12 protein-coding genes are annotated in these 16,939 nt (G+C 72.8%); 7 read left to right on the forward strand and 5 right to left on the reverse strand.

The window, feature by feature from the left end; translation table 11 throughout:
* Positions 1–34 precede the first annotated feature (34 nt).
* The 4 genes from ACIHEI_RS16415 to ACIHEI_RS16430 all read right to left on the reverse strand — a co-directional run bounded on the left by ACIHEI_RS16415 (position 35) and on the right by ACIHEI_RS16430 (position 5,423).
* Positions 35–2,236 carry an MMPL family transporter gene (locus ACIHEI_RS16415; RefSeq protein WP_396607073.1) on the reverse strand — a complete coding sequence of 734 codons (2,202 nt, stop codon included), beginning with the start codon at positions 2,234–2,236 and terminating at the stop codon, positions 35–37.
* 183 nt (positions 2,237–2,419) lie between these two features.
* Positions 2,420–3,646: an alpha/beta hydrolase family protein gene (locus ACIHEI_RS16420; RefSeq protein ID WP_396607074.1), complete on the reverse strand. Its 1,227-nt coding sequence runs from the start codon at positions 3,644–3,646 to the stop codon at positions 2,420–2,422.
* A gap of 32 nt (positions 3,647–3,678) precedes the next feature.
* Complete coding sequence (locus ACIHEI_RS16425; protein ID WP_396607075.1) at positions 3,679–4,515, reverse strand: ABC transporter permease; 837 nt, start codon at positions 4,513–4,515, stop codon at positions 3,679–3,681.
* Positions 4,512–5,423, reverse strand: a complete 912-nt coding sequence (locus ACIHEI_RS16430; RefSeq protein ID WP_396607076.1) for an ABC transporter ATP-binding protein — start codon at positions 5,421–5,423, stop codon at positions 4,512–4,514. The genes ACIHEI_RS16425 and ACIHEI_RS16430 overlap by 4 nt, the downstream gene beginning before the upstream one ends.
* Positions 5,424–5,557: 134 nt before the next feature.
* On the opposite strand from ACIHEI_RS16430, the gene ACIHEI_RS16435 reads away from it, so the two are divergent.
* From ACIHEI_RS16435 to ACIHEI_RS16445, 3 genes are all read left to right on the forward strand, one after another.
* Entirely contained in the window at positions 5,558–6,766 is a 1,209-nt protein-coding gene (locus ACIHEI_RS16435; RefSeq protein WP_396607077.1) for a sensor histidine kinase, read from the forward strand.
* Entirely contained in the window at positions 6,763–7,422 is a 660-nt protein-coding gene (locus ACIHEI_RS16440) for a response regulator (RefSeq protein WP_396607078.1), read from the forward strand. The genes ACIHEI_RS16435 and ACIHEI_RS16440 overlap by 4 nt, the downstream gene beginning before the upstream one ends.
* A gap of 143 nt (positions 7,423–7,565) precedes the next feature.
* Positions 7,566–8,372 carry an alpha/beta fold hydrolase gene (locus ACIHEI_RS16445; RefSeq protein WP_396607250.1) on the forward strand — a complete coding sequence of 269 codons (807 nt, stop codon included), beginning with the start codon at positions 7,566–7,568 and terminating at the stop codon, positions 8,370–8,372.
* 142 nt (positions 8,373–8,514) lie between these two features.
* On the opposite strand, the gene ACIHEI_RS16450 is transcribed toward ACIHEI_RS16445, so the two are convergent.
* Positions 8,515–8,883: a hypothetical protein gene (locus ACIHEI_RS16450; protein ID WP_387646830.1), complete on the reverse strand. Its 369-nt coding sequence runs from the start codon at positions 8,881–8,883 to the stop codon at positions 8,515–8,517.
* Between the two features lie 665 nt (positions 8,884–9,548).
* On the opposite strand from ACIHEI_RS16450, the gene ACIHEI_RS16455 reads away from it, so the two are divergent.
* The 4 genes from ACIHEI_RS16455 (at position 9,549) to ACIHEI_RS16470 (ending at position 16,933) form a co-directional block, all read left to right on the forward strand.
* On the forward strand, positions 9,549–9,848 hold the full coding sequence (locus tag ACIHEI_RS16455; RefSeq protein ID WP_396607079.1) for a hypothetical protein: 300 nt from the start codon (positions 9,549–9,551) through the stop codon (positions 9,846–9,848).
* A gap of 423 nt (positions 9,849–10,271) precedes the next feature.
* Positions 10,272–10,925, forward strand: a complete 654-nt coding sequence (locus tag ACIHEI_RS16460; protein ID WP_396607080.1) for a DUF4232 domain-containing protein — start codon at positions 10,272–10,274, stop codon at positions 10,923–10,925.
* Positions 10,926–11,084: 159 nt separating this feature from the next.
* Positions 11,085–11,939 (forward strand): DUF4132 domain-containing protein, encoded by an 855-nt coding sequence (locus ACIHEI_RS16465; protein ID WP_396607081.1) that lies wholly within the window; start codon positions 11,085–11,087, stop codon positions 11,937–11,939.
* Positions 11,936–16,933: a hypothetical protein gene (locus tag ACIHEI_RS16470; RefSeq protein WP_396607082.1), complete on the forward strand. Its 4,998-nt coding sequence runs from the start codon at positions 11,936–11,938 to the stop codon at positions 16,931–16,933. Before ACIHEI_RS16465 ends, ACIHEI_RS16470 begins: the two co-directional genes overlap by 4 nt.
* Positions 16,934–16,939 lie beyond the last annotated feature (6 nt).

A 16,939-nucleotide genomic window follows, 5' to 3' on the forward strand; every position in this document is an offset into this window, starting at 1 on the left:
ACAACCGTCCGGGCCCGGAACGCGGTGACGCAGGTCAGACGGTCGCGGGCGTGCGGTCCGCGGCCGGCTCGGCGTCGGCGGCCTGGAGCTTGCTGCCCTCGACGTCGATGTCCGGCAGGACCTGGTCGAGCTTCTTCGGCAGCCACCAGGCGCGGCGGCCGAGCAGTGCCAGGACAGCCGGGACGAGTGCCATCCGGACCACGAAGGCGTCGAAGGCGACGGCCGCGGCCAGACCCAGGCCCATCATCTTGATCATCGGCTCGTTCATGCCGATGAAGCCGGAGAACACCGCGATCATGATCAGCGCGGCGGCGGTGACCACCCGGGCGTTGTGCCGGAAACCGGTGACGATCGCCTCGGACGGGCTCTCGCCGTGCACGTACGCCTCGCGGATCCGGGTGACCAGGAACACCTCGTAGTCCATGGCCAGGCCGAACACCACGCCGACCATGAAGATCGGCATCATGCTCATCACCGGGCCGGTCTGGTCCACGCCGATCAGGCCGGCCAGCCAGCCCCACTGGAAGATCGCGACCACGGCGCCGAGCGCGGCGGCCACCGAGAGCAGGAAGCCGACCGCGGCCTTCAGCGGGACCAGCACCGAGCGGAACACCAGCAGCAGCAGGACGATCGCGAGGCCGACCACCACTGCGAGGTAGGGCACCAGTGCGTCGGAGAGCTTCTGCGACACGTCGATGTTCATCGCCGTGGTGCCGGTGACCAGCACGGTCGCGCCGGTGGTGGACTTCAGGCCGGCCGCGTCGTCGCGGATCGCCCGCACCAGGTCCGTGGTCTTCGCCTCGGCCGGGCCGGTCGCCGGGATCGCGTTGACCAGGGCGGTGTCACCGGCCGGGTTGAAGACCGGCGGGGCGACCGCGACCACGCCGGGCAGGCCGGAGACGGTCTTGGAGACCTGCTCGGCGGCGGCCTTCGGGTCGGGTGCGCCCTTGGCGTCCACCACGACGGTCAGCGGGCCGTTGAAGCCCGGGCCGAAGCCCTGGGACAGCAGGTCGTAGGCGCGGCGCTCGGTGGTCGAGGTCGGCTTCGCCTCGTCGCCGGGCAGGCCCAGGCGCAGGTCCAGCGCCGGGGCGGCGATCACGCCGAGGCCGATCACGCCGCCGATCAGCACCAGCAGCGGACGGCGCAGCACGAACCGGGCCCAGCGGGCGCCGCCGTTGTCACCGCCCGCCGGGCGGGTGCTGTCCGCGGCGGCCCTGCGCTCCTTGCGGGGCAGCGCCTTGCGGCCGATGAAACCGAGCAGCGCGGGCACCAGGGTCAGCGCCACCAGCACGGCGATCACGACCGTTCCGGCGGCGGCCAGGCCCATCTTCGACAGGATCGGGATGCCGACCACGGACAGGCCGGCCAGCGCGATCACAACGGTCAGACCGGCGAACACCACGGCCGAACCCGCCGTGCCGACGGCCCGCCCGGCCGCCTCGCGCGGGGCCCGGCCCTCGGCGAGCTCGGCGCGGTAGCGCGAGATGATGAACAGCGCGTAGTCGATGCCGACCGCCAGGCCCAGCATCATCGCCAGCGTGCCGGTGGTGGCGGACAGGCCCAGCGTGCTGCCCAGCGCGGTGATCAGTGCCATGCCGAGGCCGACGCCGACCACGGCCGTCAGCAGCGGCAGCCCCGCCGCGACCAGCGAACCGAAGGTGATCACCAGCACGACGGCGGACAGCGCCATGCCGATCGCCTCGCTGCTGCCGCCCTCCTCGCCGTGGCTGGCCAGTGCGGTGCCGCCCATCTCGACCTTCAGCCCGGCGTCCCGGCCGTGCTGCGCGGCCTGCTCCAGCGCGGCGGTCGCCTCCTTGGACAGCTCGCCGGCCTTGGCCGAGTAGGTGACGGTGGCGTACGCGGTGGTGCCGTCCTGGGAGACGGTGTGCGCCTGGAACGGGTCGACCGCGCCGGTGACCTCGGGGGCGTGCGCCAGCTCGCCGACCGTCTTCTGCACGGCCTGCTGGTTCGCCTCCGCGGTGACCTTCTGACCGTCCGGGGCGACGAACACGATGCGGGCCTGGGCGCCGTCCGCGTGGCCGCCGGGGAAGCGCTGGTTCATCAGGTCGAAGGCCTTCTGCGCCTCCGTGCCGGGTATCGAGAAGGCATCGGCGGGGGCGGCGGGCGCCTTGGCCGCGAGCACTCCGCCGACGGCCAGCACGGCGACCCAGAGCAGGGTCACCAGCTTGCGCCGGTCGAAGGCCCATCGGCCCAGGCGGTACAGGAACGTGGCCACGGGGGAGCGGCCTCCTTCGGATTCGGTGCACGGGCGCGGAACATGCCGCAGGCGGCACCGCGCACCGGTTCCGGCGCGGTCCGCCCGCAGCATGTCCCATCCTTCGTCACCGCCCCCACCTGCGTCGTCGTCGCTGTGCAGACAGTTGTGTACTGCGTCCGCAGTAGGGCCGGGCGGGTCCGCTCATCCCGGAGGCTCAGGGCAGGTACGCCACCTCGGGGAAGCGGGGCGAGGGGCGGTCGAGCAGCGGGGCGGCGCGGTGGCGCAGGTGGAGGTCGAAGAAGGCGCGCGGTAGGCCTGCTGGATCAGCAGGGCGCGGGCCGGGTCGATGGTGCCGACCATGCGGGTTATCTGCTCGTCGGACAGGCCGAGCAGGCGGCCCGCTTGCGGGATCAGGGTGACGTTGTCGCCGTACGAGGGGTGGACGGCGCCCGCCGCCCGGACCTCCAGGCGCCAGCCGCGCAGGTGGGACCAGAACTCGGCGACGTAGGGGTCGGTCGCGCGCGGGAAGTCGGCGGTCATCAGCAGGAACGGCCGGTCCAGGTCGGCCGTGATGCTGGGGTGGCCGAAGCCGGGCTGCATCGGGCCGTCCAGGCCCAGGCCCGCCAGCACCCGGCGGTCGTCCAGCATGGTGCAGGCGGTGGCCGTGGCGCCCTTCGACCAGCCGAACATGCCGATCCGCGAGGCGTCCATGGCCGCGCCCAGTCCGTCCGGGAGCGGGCGGCGCTCGGCGTCCGGGTTGTGTCCGGCGGCGAGCTGCTCGACACAGTCCAGGACGAAGCGCAGGTCGACGGCGTAGTCCAGGGCGTACATCGGGCCGGGGGAATCCGCCGGGGTGAGGACCCTTCCGGAGGGCAGCTCGCTGAAGCAGTCACCGAGATGGTCGACCGTCACCACCACATAGCCGTGGCTGGCGAGCTCCTGCACCATCACGGTGTGGTCGGCGCGGTGGCTGCGCGCGCCGTGCGAGTAGACGATCACGGGCAGCCGGTGGCCGGTGCGGTGCACCGGAGCGCCAGTCCGGCCGGCGGTGAGCGGGACGAGCGCCGGGTCGAGCGGGAATCCGGTGGCCGACAGGAACGCCCGCATGGTGGCGTCGGGCAGCCACGGGGCGAGCGGCAGGCCGTCGGTGGGGCGGGCCGGGTACCAGACGCTCGCCATCAGCTCGCGGTGCGGGTTCATGCCCGCCATCGGGTTCGGGCGGGAGGTGTCGACCAGGTGCAGCGGCGTCGTGCCGATCGGGAACGGGCCGGTGGGGGCAGGCAGGGTGAGCCGCGCTGTGCCGCTCTCCGCGTGGGCGGGCCGGGCGGCGGCGAGCGGGGCGGCGGCGCCGAGGGCCAGGGCGGCGCCCAGGCCCATGCCGGTGCCCAGCAGGCGGCGGCGGGTCAACTCGGGGCGGGGGAGGGTCATTTCGGCTCCAGGGGTTCGAGGGGAGGGGAGGTTCACTGGTCGCGGCTCGGGACGGTGAACAGTGCGAGCAGGACGGCGATCGCAGCCCAGATCGGGTAGACCGCCCACGCGCCGCCGATCGAGGACGGGTAGGGCTGGCCGGTGATCTCCCCGACCAGGCCCAGCCGGGCCCAGGCGTTGAACGGTTGCATGTGTGCGACCACCGCGCCGAAGTGGGTGTTGTCGCGGACGAACATCGGGACCATGAACAGCAGCGCGAACAGCGCGACCATCGCCGTGACGCTGTGCCGGATCACCGCGCCCAGCGCCAGACCGACCAGCGCGCCCACCGGCGCCAGCAGCGCGGAGGCGAGCAGCAGCCGCAGCGCGCCCGGGTCGCCGATCGACACGCCGCCGTACTTGCCGGCCAGGATCGCCTCGTCCAGCCAGAACGAGACGGACGCCACCAGCAGGCCGAACCCGGTGGCCGTCGCGGCGACCACCAGCAGCTTGGCGGCCAGCACCTCCTTGCGGGCGGGGACGGCGGCGAAGGTGGTGCGCAGCAGGCCGGTGGTCTGCTCGCTGAGGATCGCGATCGCGCCCAGCGCACCCATCATCAGCAGCACCAGCGACGCGCACGGCCGGGTGAACGCGTCGTGCAGGGCGCCGAATTCGGCGTAGTACGCCTGCTGCGGGGCCGGCCAGGAGTCGAACTCGGCGCGGGAGGTGCGGGCGCCGTTGGCGTTCATCGCGACGATGGTCAGCGTGGCGAACAGCAGGAACCAGGGGATCGACCGCAGCGAGCGCAGCTTGATCCACTCGGCGGCCAGCAGGTCGGTGAACCGGGCGGGCGGTGCGGCCCGGTCGATGGTCGGGTGAAAGGTGCTCATGCTCGTGCTCCTGCCGCGTACTCGACGCTGCTGCCGGTCAGTTCCATGAAGGCCTGCTCCAACGAGCCGGTGCGGGGCACCAGTTCGTGGATCAGCAGGCGGTGGTCGAGGGCGGTCCGGGCGATCGAGAGCGCGTCCGGGCCGGTCACCGTCAGTAGCCCGTCCGGTGCCTGCGACACCTGCGCGCCGTCGGCGGTCAGCGCCGTCACCAGCGCCGCCGGGTCGGTCGTGCGGACCTGAACGGTCCGCTGCGAACCGCGGGCCGCGAAGTCCGCCACCGTCTCGTCCGCGAGCAACTCGCCGCGTCCGACCACGATCAGCCGGTCCGCGGTGTGCTCCATCTCCGTCATCAGGTGGCTGCTGACGAACACCGTGCGGCCCTCGGCGGCCAGCCGCCGGAACAGGTTCCGGACGAACAGCACGCCCTCCGGGTCCAGCCCGTTCAGCGGCTCGTCGAAGATCAGCACCGGCGGGTCGCCCAGCAGCGCCCCCGCGATGCCCAGCCGCTGCCGCATGCCCAGCGAGAAGCCGCCGATCCGCCGGTCCGCGGCCGCCGACAGCCCGACCTCGCGCAGCACCTCGTCCACCCGGTCGGCCGGGATCGCGTTGCTACGGGCCAGAAAACGCAGCTGGTCGCGGGCAGTTCGGCCGCCGTGCACGTCCCCGGCGTCGAGCAGCGCGCCCACGTGCCGCAACGCCCGCCGCAGGCCGCGGCAGTCGCGGCCGGCCACGGTCGCCGAACCGGAGGTCGGCGCGTGCAGCCCGAGGATCATCCGCAGAGTGGTGCTCTTGCCCGCACCGTTCGGGCCGAGAAAACCGGTGACGTGGCCCGAACGGACCGTGAAGGACAGGTCGTTGACGGCGGTGACGCGGCCGTAGCGCTTGGTGAGACGGGTAACTTCGATCACGGGGACAACGCTGCCGGGCAGCGGTATTCGCGCACATTCGGCGACGGGGGACAATCGCGCTGGCGGACGATCAACTTCGGGATGTCATCCGTGGGGGACTGCGCGGCCCGGAGGATGATCGTTACGCTCGGGGCATGAATCTCACCCGGGTGCCGACGAAGTTCCTCTCCCGCGTGGCACCCGGGACTTGGATGGTGCTGCTCTGGTTCGCCGTCACCGCGTACACCGTCTTCGAGCAGGCACACACCCGGGACGGCATCTCCGTCCTCACCCTGAGCACCGGCAACCAGATCGACGAAGTGATCGCCGTCCTGGCCGTGCTCGCCGCCGGACGCCGCCGGCGCCGCCCGCTGACCGCGCTCTGCCTGCTGCTGTTCGGCACCATCGCGTCGGTGATGGCGATGGCCGTCGCAGACATCCCGCTGCTCCAGTACCTCGTCGTAGACGTGGCCATCTGCTACCTCGCGGCCACCCAGCCCACCCGCACCTCCGTCATCGCAGGAGCGCTCGCGCTCGGCACCCTGCTCGGCTACTCCGGCCTGCGCGCGCTGTTCAGCATGGACGACTACGGCAGCACCACGCTCACCGGCGCGCTCGCCACAGCGATCGCCTGGCTGATCGGACACGCCGTCCACCAGAGCCACACCCACGCCGAGACGCTGCGCGCGCAGGCCACCGAACAGGCCATCACCTCCGAACGGCTGCGCATCGCACGCGAGTTGCACGACATGGTGGCGCACAACATCGGCATCGTCGCCATGCAGGCCGGCGCCGCCCGCCGGGTCTTCGACACCCAGCCCGCACGGGCCCGCGCCGCACTCGGCGAGGTCGAGACCGCCGGCCGCGAGACGCTGGCCGGGCTGCGCCGCCTGCTCGGCGCGCTGCGCGACGCGGAGACTGTTGACGCTGATGAACTGTCTGCCCCCGCACCGGTGTTGGACGATCTGGCGCGGCTGGCCGCGACCACCACCGCGGCCGGCGTCCGGGTGGACCTGCACTGGAGTGGCGCGCGTCGCCCGCTGCCGCCCGAGATCGAACTGTCCGCGTACCGGATCGTGCAGGAGGCCGTCACCAACGTGGTGCGGCATGCGAAGGCGCGGGCCTGTTCGGTTTCCATCGAGTTCCGCCCCGCCGAGGTGGCCGTCAGCGTGGTCAACCCCGGCCCCGGGCCACGGCACTCGGACGGCAGCGGGTACGGTCTGGTCGGCATGCAGGAGCGGGTCACGCTGCTGCACGGCGAGTTCACCGCCGGGCCGCAACCCGACGGCGGCTTCCGGGTGGCCGCGAGGCTGCCGGTCCCCGTACCCAGCGACCTTCTCGTCTCCTTGGAGCCCGCCCGATGATCCGCGTCCTGCTCGTCGACGACCAGCCGCTGGTCCGCGCCTCTCTCGACATGATCATTACGGATGCGCCCGACCTTGCGGTCGTCGGCGAGGCCGGAAACGGCGCCGACGCGGTTCGGCTCGCCGCCGAACTGCGGCCCGACATCGTGGTGATGGACATCCGCATGCCCGGCATGGACGGCATCGAAGCCACCCGGATCATCGCCGGCGCCGGCGCGGACGCCCCCCAGGTGCTCGTGCTGACCACCTTCGACCAGGACGAGCACGTCTACGGCGCGCTGCAGGCCGGGGCGTCCGGATTCCTCGTCAAGGACATGGAGTTGGACGACATTCTGGCCGCGATACGGGTGGTCGCCGCCGGGAACGCGCTGATCGCCCCGACCGTCACCCGCCGGCTGATCGCCCACTTCGCCCGGCAGACGGCTCCGGTGGCCCCGGCAGCTCCGGTCACCTTCGAGGCCCTGACCACCCGGGAACGCGAGATCCTCACGCTGGTCGGGCTCGGGCGCTCCAATGCGGAGATCGCCGCGGAGCTGCACCTCACTGCGGCGACCGCGAAGACGTACATCTCGCGGCTGCTGACGAAGCTCGACGCGCGGGACCGGGTTCAGTTGGTGATCACGGCGTATGAGGCGGGGCTGGTGGGGCAGCGTTGAAGTTCAAGCGCTGCGCTTCGGCTGGGGGAGGATGCTGAAGCGCGGCGCTTCGGGGAGGGGCTGCTGAGGACTGTCGGCAGCCCGTCGGCGTGATGTCGGCATTTGTCGGCGGGATGCCGGTGCACAGGTACAGGCTTGTGCACATGACTGAGCTTCTCGCATCGTCCGACGACGGCCACCCCATCACCGCTCTCGACACCGGATCCGGGCCGAACCTGCTGGTGGTCCACCCCGGCGGCGCAGATGCGACGTCCTGGGACGGCGTCACCCGCCACCTCACCGACGACTTCCGCGTCGTCAGGATCCGCCGACGGATCTACGTACCCGAAGCAGACATTGCGCTACCTCACTCGACGACCGTCGAGGCAGCCGACATTGTCGCTGTCGCGAAGCTCCTGGAGTCCCCGGTGCTCCTCGTCGGACACTCCTCGGGCGCCGTCGCCGCGCTGGAAGCCGCACTGCTGGACCCGTCGGCGTTCGCCGGACTGTGGCTCTACGAACCACCCTTGCCCACCAAGGAGTTGATCGCCGGTCAGGCCGGAGCGCGGGCCCGTGCCGCGCTCGACAGCGGCGATCCGGCCGAGGCGATGCGGATCCACCTGCGGGACATCGTTCGCATGCCCGCGAACGTGGTGGACGCCATGCTCGCCGACCCGCATGTGCGAGCGGCGCTCACCGCATACGCGACGGCACAGATCGCCGACAGCGAGGCGATCGACGCGCTCGGTGTCGGTATCGATCGCTTCGCGACGCTCGAAACCCCGACGACCTTGATCGAAGGCGACCTCAGCCCCTCCCACCTGCGCGAACGCCTGGCCGACCTGGCGGCAGTCCTGCCGAACGCGCGGATCACGACGCTCACCGGCCACGGACACATCGCCCACCTGACGGCCCCTGACACCTTGGCCGACACCATCCGGGACATGGCGCGGCGGGTTCTCCACGCATGACAGCTGCGCTGACCTCTGACTTCCTGGCAGCCGATCTGAGGAGTTGCGGGGAAGGGAGAGGCAGCGCGACGGCAACGTTCGTTCTGGTGCGCGGCCCCGGGCCGGCGTGTTGCTGCCGGGCCCGGGGCCGGGCTTGCCGGGATCAGCACTTGATGTAGTGCCACTCCACGCGGCGAACGTGAGAGCCGGTGGGCGAGGAGATGGAGACGGTGGCGTGGGTTCCCTTGCCGGTTGCCCACCTGCTGTCCCGGACATTTCCGTCCCAGAAAACGGCCCGCACGAAGGGACAACGGCCGTCCGCCGCCGTGTCGTACACCGTGCCGGAAACGTACGTGTAGTTGTTCTGGAAGCAGCCGTTGGCGTACCCCTCGCTGCCGTTGACGTACCAGTTCTTCTCGCAGGCCGTCATGGTGGGGGAGCCCGCGGCCATGGCGGGGGTCAGGCCGGTCGGGAACGTGAAGGCGGCGACAGCGCCGGCCAGGACGGCGGCCTTCTTGAGGTGGTTGAACACGGGAATCTCCTTTGTTCGTTCGCGTCTTGGTGATCGTCCGGAAAGAGGTCGTGCCCAGGTGGCGGCGTGGCAGGAGGACGTGCGCGGCGGCAAGAACGAGCTGGGTCGTTGCATGTGCCGGCTCGATCGAGAGGCAATGTGATTGCCGCGATCGGCTCTGCTGCCAGCAAAGGTTGGCCGGACACGAACATATCGTCGGACCGGCCGCCGCAGCAGGGCGGAATGCGGCGTGCAAGGGGTAGCTACGAAGCGGGCCGGCAGGCTGGGCAAGGCTGCACTCCTCCCGTGTGTGCCGCGTGCGCCGGTCGCGCCCGGTCGTCGACGCGCGGGCCGTAGGAGCCCTCATCGCAGGAGCGGCGCTTCCATTTCTGCGGGGGCGGACGGGCAACCAGGTCGTGCAGCGGGCAGGTGACGGCGGTGTCGTGGCGGGTGGTGGCTGCGACATGGAAGTCATCAGCCTGCTCCAACTCGCTTCGCCGGGCCGCGCTGCAGCCGTGATCCGCGTTCGGGGAAGGCAGGGCGCCCGGTCGATCGACGTCCGCCCCGCAGACCCGGCTGGGAGCTGTCCGGCCGATCATTGATGGCGTGCTCCGGCTGCTTCCGTCGCCCGGGGCCGTCGCCAGAAGCCGATTGCCAGAGGTCTGCCCTTGCGTGACCATCGCTGGATGGAAACGGATGAGGGCCGAAAGCTGATTCGGGTCGTGCGGACGTGTCCGGCCTGCCCGTCGCAGTGGGATGCCTGGACGGCGGACGGCCAGTACCTGTACTTCCGATACCGGCATGGTGAGGGCAGCGTCGAGTGGCACCCCGGCCCTGACTTTGATGACGGTCCGGAGTCTTGGAACGATGGCCGCTCGGGGCTTCTCGTCGAATGGGACGACGGCAGCGACAGCGGTGACATCGACCTTGAGGACTTCCTCGCGGCAGCGGGCTTGGTGTTGGCCCCAGGTGCCTTGGTGCGCTGAGGTTGTGGCACGTGGTCAGGTGCGGAGCCGGACGGCTGGGGCCGCCTCGGTGACGGCGCCGAGGAAGGCGTAACCGCGCTTGTTGCAGTGGGTCGCGACGGCGCGGGAGGTGTGCAGCCTGTTTGCCGGCCTGCTCGCTGGTGTTGCGCTTCTGTGCCGCTCCCGATCGAAGCCCGGTGGCCGTCCGCCTCGTGATCCTTTGCGCAGGTGGGCGGCCTGGCTGTCGGCCTTCTCCGGGATCGTGTGTCGGACGCCGCTGCGGCGCCGCCGCAGGTACTCGCGGCAGGGGCCGTCGCCGGATGGCGGGCTTGTCTATCGGATGTTTATCGGTATGGGTGATCATGGTGCGGGCCGAGCGCACTCGGCTGCAAGAACCGCACCGGTCCCGTTCGCGGGGCCGCAGAAACACGAGCGAGAACCAACATGCGTACCCGTCAACTGTCTGCTGCCGTCGGCCTGGTGGCCGCGCTGGGGCTCACCCTGACCGCGTGCGGCTCCGACGCCGCCAACACTGCCGCGGCCAAGCCCTCCGCCCCGGCCAGCACCGTGCCGAGCGGTCAGGCGTCCACCCCGGCGAGTGCCCCGGCGGGTGCGCCGGAGAGCTCCCCGGCGAGTGCCAAGGCAAGCCCCGAGGGCGGCGGTGGCGGGGGCGGCGGCCGCAAGTGCACGGCGGCGGACCTGAAGGCCGCGATCGCGTTCGGGACCGGTGCGCAGACGCCGGACGGGCCGGGTGCGGAGGAGATCGAGCTGACCAACCAGTCGAAGTCGGTCTGCACGATGAAGGGTTACCCGGGGGTGGACCTGGTCGGCAGCAAGGGCACCTGGAACCTGACGCGCTTCCAGGGCGTCCAGCCCGAGCAGGTCACCCTGCAGCCCGGCGGCAAGGCGTACGTCACCATCAACTACCTGCCGTTCGCGGGCGACGGCGGGGCCGAGTTCAAGGTGCAGAAGATCGTCCTGACGCCGCCGGACGACACCCACCAGCTGACCGTCGAGTGGAGCGGCGCCAGCCCGCAGGACCAGAGCGGCGCCACCCACCCCGGCACCTACGTGCGTCCCGTGATCGCCGCCCGCTGACGCGTCGACACCAGGCAGGCCCCGACTTCCCCGAGTGCGGCGGGAGATCGGGGCCTGATGTCGTTTCCGGCCGGGCGTCGCAGGGGCCGGACGATCATCTGTCGGTGTGGCCGGATACGTTCTTCCCAGCTCAGGAACGGCGGCCGGGAGGGCTCTGACGTGGCATGGCTGACAGCGGGTGACTACGAGGTCACTCTGGAGGCGGACGGAAAGGTCGCGTGCCGGAACGCGGCCGGCCGCCGGTTGAAGACGGTGCCGGCGAAGCTCAAGGACGACCCGGCCGTCGTGCAGCTGCGCCGGCTCGCGGAGTGGCTCGACGCGCACGAGCGGCAGTGCCTGGCGACCGTCGAGCGGTGGATGGTCCGTTCGCTGCCCGTCCCGGCCGCCGTGCTCGGCGCGGTGTGGGCCGACGAGACCTGGCGGTCGGTGCTGCGCGACCTGGTGGTGACGGGCGCCGACGGCTCGGTGGCCGGGTTCCTGCGCGACGCCGACCCGGCGCGCGGCATCGGCGTGGTCGACCTGGACGGCGACACCGTCCGCCTGACCGACGCCGAGATCCGGATCCCGCACCCCGTGCTGCTCGAAGACCTGGACGAGCTACGGGAGTTCGCCGTCGAGCTGGACGTCGCCCAGCAGCTCCAGCAGCTGCACCGCGAGGTCTGGCAGCGCCCCGCCGACCTCGACCCCAAGGACACCCAGGTCGACACCTACGCCGGCGGCCGCTACAAGGAGCTGCGCGAACTGGTCGGCCGCTGCGCCCGGTTGGGCCACCGCGTCCGCGGCGGGTACGCGATCGTGCCGCTGGTCGAGGACGGCCGCACGCTGGAGGCCCGCGTCTGGGTCGGCGACTACTACGAGTACGACGAGTGCGAGACCGGCTCGCTCAGCTGGGTCAACGCCGACGGGCGGCCGGTGCCGTTCGCCGAAGTGGGCCCGGTGGCCTGGTCCGAAGGCATGCGCATGGCCGCCGCGCTGCACGCCGGCCGCACCATCGAAGGGGAGGAGTCGGCATGACGGACAGCACCCGCACCGACGCGCAGTACCACGAAGACCTGCTCGACGCCGGCGCCGTTCTGACGCTCGGCCGGATCGCCGCGGCCGACGGCGTCGACAGCACCGTCGACACGCTGACCGCCCGCAGCTACCGCCACCCCGGGCTGGACGGCCGCACCGTCGTCCGCCTGGTGCCCGCCGCACTCGGCCCGGCCGAGGACCTCGCCGTCGAGTTCCTCGGCCTGATACCGGACGGCGAACCCGTCGAGGTGGGCCAGGTCCGGCAGGAGGCGCTCGGCTTCCCCGCCTGGGCGCTGGTCCACGACCCGGCCAACGGGCACCACGCGCTGGCCGTGGTCAAGGAGATGGAACGCCTCGCCCGCTTCGTCAAGTCCAAGCCCGGCAACGCCAAGGACGGCTTCGACGAACTCGCCGTCCGCCTCGGCCGCGCCGTCCCGCACTTCCTGCCCACCTACTGCGAACAGGTCGGCCGGATCTTCCTCGAACAGGGCAACCAGAACTACGCCGCCACCTACTTCGGCAAGGCCCGCGAGGCCGAACGCACCCACAGCCTGCCCATCGACGAGGAACGGCTGCGCGCCGTCTTCCTGGAGTTCGCACTCGGCGGCGCTCTGACCGTCAAGGCGCTGCGCCAGTACGTGAAGGAACTCGCCGGACGACTCGACGCGCCCACCGCCTGGCAGCGCTTCCGCCAGCTGTGCGCGGAACGCTCCGCCGCGGGCATGGCCCCGTACGCGGGCATCGCCGAGGACGCCCGGCAGCTGATCCGGGCCGCCGGGCTCGACCGGCAGGAACAGGAACAGCTGCTGCTCGGCGAGTTGCTGACCTCGCCCGCCGTCGGCCGGGCCCCCGCCGCGGTGTGGAAGTCCTGGCGCGGCGCGCTGATCGAACTGGCCCGCCGGGACGACGCGGTCCGGGCCCGGCTGCTGGAGATCCTGCCGACCCCGGCCGGCTCCCAGAACGACGCCGCCGTCGACGCCGACTGGCTGACGCTGCTCCAGGAGTCGGGTGCCGAGGACCTCCTGACAGACCCGGAGGCCACAGGTGCGGAGCCCGCCGCCCGCTGGCTCCAGCGCTGGACCGCCCACCTCGACCGGGGCTGGCGCTCCCGCCCCGCCTGCGGCGCCACCGTCGAACTGGCCGGCCGGATGGCCGAGCGGCTGCGCGCCGAGGCCGTCCCGGTGGAGCTCCTGCCCAAGCACCCGACGGCGCTGAACGTCCTGGACGTGCTGCTCGCGGAGGGGGTGCCGGTCGCCGATCCGTCGGACACCCCGAGCATCTACCTCGGCCCTTGGGTGGAGGACGGCGGCCCCGGACGCCGCGACCTGGCGGCCGTCGCGGCGGACCCGCGCTTCCGCGCCGCGCTGAAGAACGCCGTCCCGGAGGTCTGGGGAAGGCACGGTGGCAGCACGCTCGGCCCGATCGCCGTCCAATACCCGGTGCTGCGCGCCCTGTTCGTCGAATGGGCCGACGAGCGGGCCGACGAACTGCGCTCCGCGACCGGCCTGGCCGGCGCCCTGAGCCTGCTGACCACCCTCGGCCCCGTCCGCTCCGCCCTCATCGACGCCAACCCGGCCGCCGCCGCCCGGATCGCCGGAATCGACGTCGCCGCCCTGCTCGGACACACCCTCCGGGCCGGCATCCTCGACGAACTCGGCTGGCCCGCCCTGGAGGAGGGCCTGCGCCGCCTCTTCGAGGACGAGGACAGCGGCCGCGTCCCCGGCCGGATCAACCGCAGCGACCTGCAGATCGAGGACGCCTGGCCGGCCCTGATCCTGGCCCGCCGCAACAGGGCCGTCGTGGTCGGCCCGGACGGCATCCTGCTGGAGCACGACCTGCGCTGCCCCGCCGACCTGCCCCGCTGGCACAGCCCCCGCCTGCGTTTCGTCGACGGCGAACTGCTGGTCGCCTGGCGGGAGGACGGCGAGGTCCGCGCGTACTGGTCCGGCCGGCCCGACCAGGTGTTCGTGCCGACCGGCGAACCGGTCGACGTCGGCTACTACGGCCCGCACAACATGAGTGAGGCCTCTCTGCCGCTGCCCGGCGGCGGCCGCGCCACCGGCGGCCGGGTTTTGCACGCCGGCGACACCGTGCTGCCCGTCGAACGGCCCGTGTTCAGCGACGGCGTCGGCCACTGGACGTACCGCCGCGGCGCCCTGGTCGAGTACGACCCGCTGACGGGCAGCCACGGCCGGGCGTCCGCACCGCCGCTGTTCAGCAAGGACGGCGACTCGTCCGGCACCCTCCGGCCCGTGCACTCCCGGCTGTTCCCGCTCCAACCCGGTCTGGAACTCAGCCCGCTCGGCACCGACGGCACCCTGCTCGGCGGCTGCCTGCGCACCGGCAACGACCGGGCGACGTTCACCGGCGTCGACGGCCACCGGGTCACCGTGGAGTCGGCCCACCGGTGGCCGGTCGGCCGGATCACCCTGCCCGGCGGCGCAGCCCTCGCCCTGACCGCCGACCAGCGCACCATCCTGCTCGGCCCCGCCGACGGCACCCCCGACCACGTCGCCGAACTCACCGTCTCCCACCCCGGCCAACTGCACGCCGCCGGCACCGCCCTGGTGCCGCCGCTCGACCACTGGCACGCGCTGCGCCCCCGCGACGAGGCCGGCTCACAGCTGCTGCGCGCCGTCACCGACCGACAGGCCGCCGAACTCCTCGACGCCGCCTGGCCGGTGGACGCCGAGGACGTCGAACCGCCGAGCAGCCCCGAGCTGCTGCTGATCCAGGGCACCGCCCGGCAGGTCGCGGGCAGCAAGGCGCGCCAGGCCGTCCCGGTCACGGCCGCCGCCCAGATGCTGCCGGGCCTCACCGACCCGCTGCTGCTCGCGGGCGTCGCCGGACTCGCCCGGGTCGCCACCGACACCGCGACCAGCGCCGCCCGCTTCGCGCCGCTGCCGACGCCCGAGACCGACGAGCAGCCCGCGTCCGCCGAACCCGCCGTGTACCAGCCGGAACACGGCGACGACGGGATGCTGCACGAGACACTCCGGGGCGTCCTCGGCGACGTGGACGGCTTCGGGCGCCGCTGGCGGCACGAGCCCCAGCAGTGGCACGTGCTCGCCAACCTGCGCACCGTCACCGACCTGTTGGCCGCGCCGCCGCAGGACCGGCCCGCCACCTGGACGGCCGACCCGCGCCGCCTCTCCCTGCGGGGCGACCACCACGGCTGGGCCCACCTGCTCGGCCGCACCGCCCCCCTCGCCGTGGCCGCCGCCGTCCCCGGCACCGGGCAGCCCGCCCGGTCCGCGCTGGCCCTGCTGCTGACCGAGCTGACCCGCGGCTGGCTCGCCGACCGCGGGCCGATGCTCCGTCAGCTGACGCTCAGCGAAAAGAACGACACCACGAAGTCCGGGGCGCACAAGGCCCGGGTGGGCCAGGTGCTGCGCTGCGGCGAGCGAACCGTGGTCGTGCTGGAGAGCGAAAGCTACGGGGACCTTCTGCACTGGGACGCGATCGAGCACGACCCGTCCGGGGAGTTCGGGCCCGTCGCCGACTTCACCATCACCGGGGAACGGCGGGTCCGCGACGACCTGACGGCCGACTGGATCGCCCGCTTCACCGCCCAGCTCGCCCAGCACGGCCCGATCGCCGCGAAGCCGGAGCAGGCCGAGGAGTTCGACGCCGCCACCGGCATCGGCCGGGCCCGCGCCACGCTGCTGCTCGCCATGCCCGACGGGCTGTACTGCCGGTGGAGCGACTTCCCCACGGCCGAACAACTCACCCGGTACGAGCTGAAGGCCGCTCAGGCCAACGCCGCCGCCGAGTGGCTGCGCGCCCTCGACCGCCCCGACAGGTTCGCCGTCCTGGCCGCCCTGCTCCCCGCCGACCCGGCGCAGCTGTGGTCCGACGGCCTGGCCACGGACACCGCCGCGGCCCGCTGGATCGAACGGCGCGGACGCCTGCGGACCCTCCCCGAGGAGGACCAGACCGCCGTCACCGGCACGACCATCTCCGCGATCGAGGAAGTCCTCAACCCGGCCACCACCCGCTGGCTCACCCGCACCACCACCCAGCGCCTGCGCCCGACCGACTACGGCGCCGAGCTGGTGCCCGACGACCCCGGCGCGTTCCCCAGCGGCCACAACCTCGGCAGGGCCGTCGACGCGCTCCGCTGGCTGGCCCACCGCCTGCCGTACGGCGCCGAACTGCGCCCGCTGCTGCCCACGGCGCTGGCCGCGCTCCGCGCCCGCCTCACCGACCCGGGCCTGCTGCTCGACCTCGGCCCGTACGCCACCGTCGGCAACCAGATACTCGCGCCCCTGCTGCGCAGCCACTTCGGCCTGCCGGAGCGGAACGGCGACACGTTGGTGGCCTGCGGCGAGGCGCTGGTGCTGGCCCCCGGCCGCCGCGGCGAGACCGTCTACCTGCGGTCCGCCGCGCTCACCGGCCCCGAGGACCCGCTGCTCGAACTGCTCGACGGCCTGGTGGCAGGCCACGACGGCCGGCGCACGCTGGCCGCCCTGCGGGCGCTGCTCGGCGACGACCTGGCCCGGCTGACCGCCCACGGCTGTGACGCCGACGAACCGGCCGGCTACCCGCAGGACCCACTGCGCAGCGCGCCCGCGCTGGTCGCCCAGGTCTCCGAGGAGTTCGGGCTCGGCGAGGACGCCGCCGCCCTCTACCTGCAACTGCTCGCCCTCCCCGACCCCACCGACCGCAACACGGCCCGCTGGACCAGCTGGAAGCCCGCCCGGCTCAAGCGCGCCCGGGCCGAACTCGCCGCCACCGACCTGGTGTTGGAGGCCAAGCGGTCCCGGGCCGGCCGGGGCCTGTTCCTGCCCGGCGGCTGGCAGGAGGCCAAGTCGCCCGCCCTGCCCATCGAGGCCTGGAAGGCCGGCCTGTACGCCATCCCGTCCGACCGGGCGATCCTGCCGCACCTCCCCGCACCCGAACTGTTCGCCCGCGCCTGGCAGCGGATCGCCGACGGCGACCGGCCCGGCTACGAACAGCTCACCACCAACACCCGCCGGCGAGGCCGTCGATGAAGACCA

The organism is Kitasatospora sp. NPDC051984 (assembly GCF_044593455.1).
In the GTDB taxonomy this organism is placed as follows: Bacteria; Actinomycetota; Actinomycetes; order Streptomycetales; family Streptomycetaceae; genus Kitasatospora.

Coding starts and splice junctions, on each gene's coding strand:
- ACIHEI_RS16420 (WP_396607074.1), bottom strand. CDS start 3,646: ATGACCCTCCCCCGCCCCGAGTTGACCCGCCGCCGCCTGCTGGGCACC.
- ACIHEI_RS16425 (WP_396607075.1), bottom strand. CDS start 4,515: ATGAGCACCTTTCACCCGACCATCGACCGGGCCGCACCGCCCGCCCGG.
- ACIHEI_RS16435 (WP_396607077.1), top strand. CDS start 5,558: ATGAATCTCACCCGGGTGCCGACGAAGTTCCTCTCCCGCGTGGCACCC.
- ACIHEI_RS16440 (WP_396607078.1), top strand. CDS start 6,763: ATGATCCGCGTCCTGCTCGTCGACGACCAGCCGCTGGTCCGCGCCTCT.
- ACIHEI_RS16445 (WP_396607250.1), top strand. CDS start 7,566: ATGACTGAGCTTCTCGCATCGTCCGACGACGGCCACCCCATCACCGCT.
- ACIHEI_RS16455 (WP_396607079.1), top strand. CDS start 9,549: ATGGAAACGGATGAGGGCCGAAAGCTGATTCGGGTCGTGCGGACGTGT.
- ACIHEI_RS16460 (WP_396607080.1), top strand. CDS start 10,272: ATGCGTACCCGTCAACTGTCTGCTGCCGTCGGCCTGGTGGCCGCGCTG.
- ACIHEI_RS16470 (WP_396607082.1), top strand. CDS start 11,936: ATGACGGACAGCACCCGCACCGACGCGCAGTACCACGAAGACCTGCTC.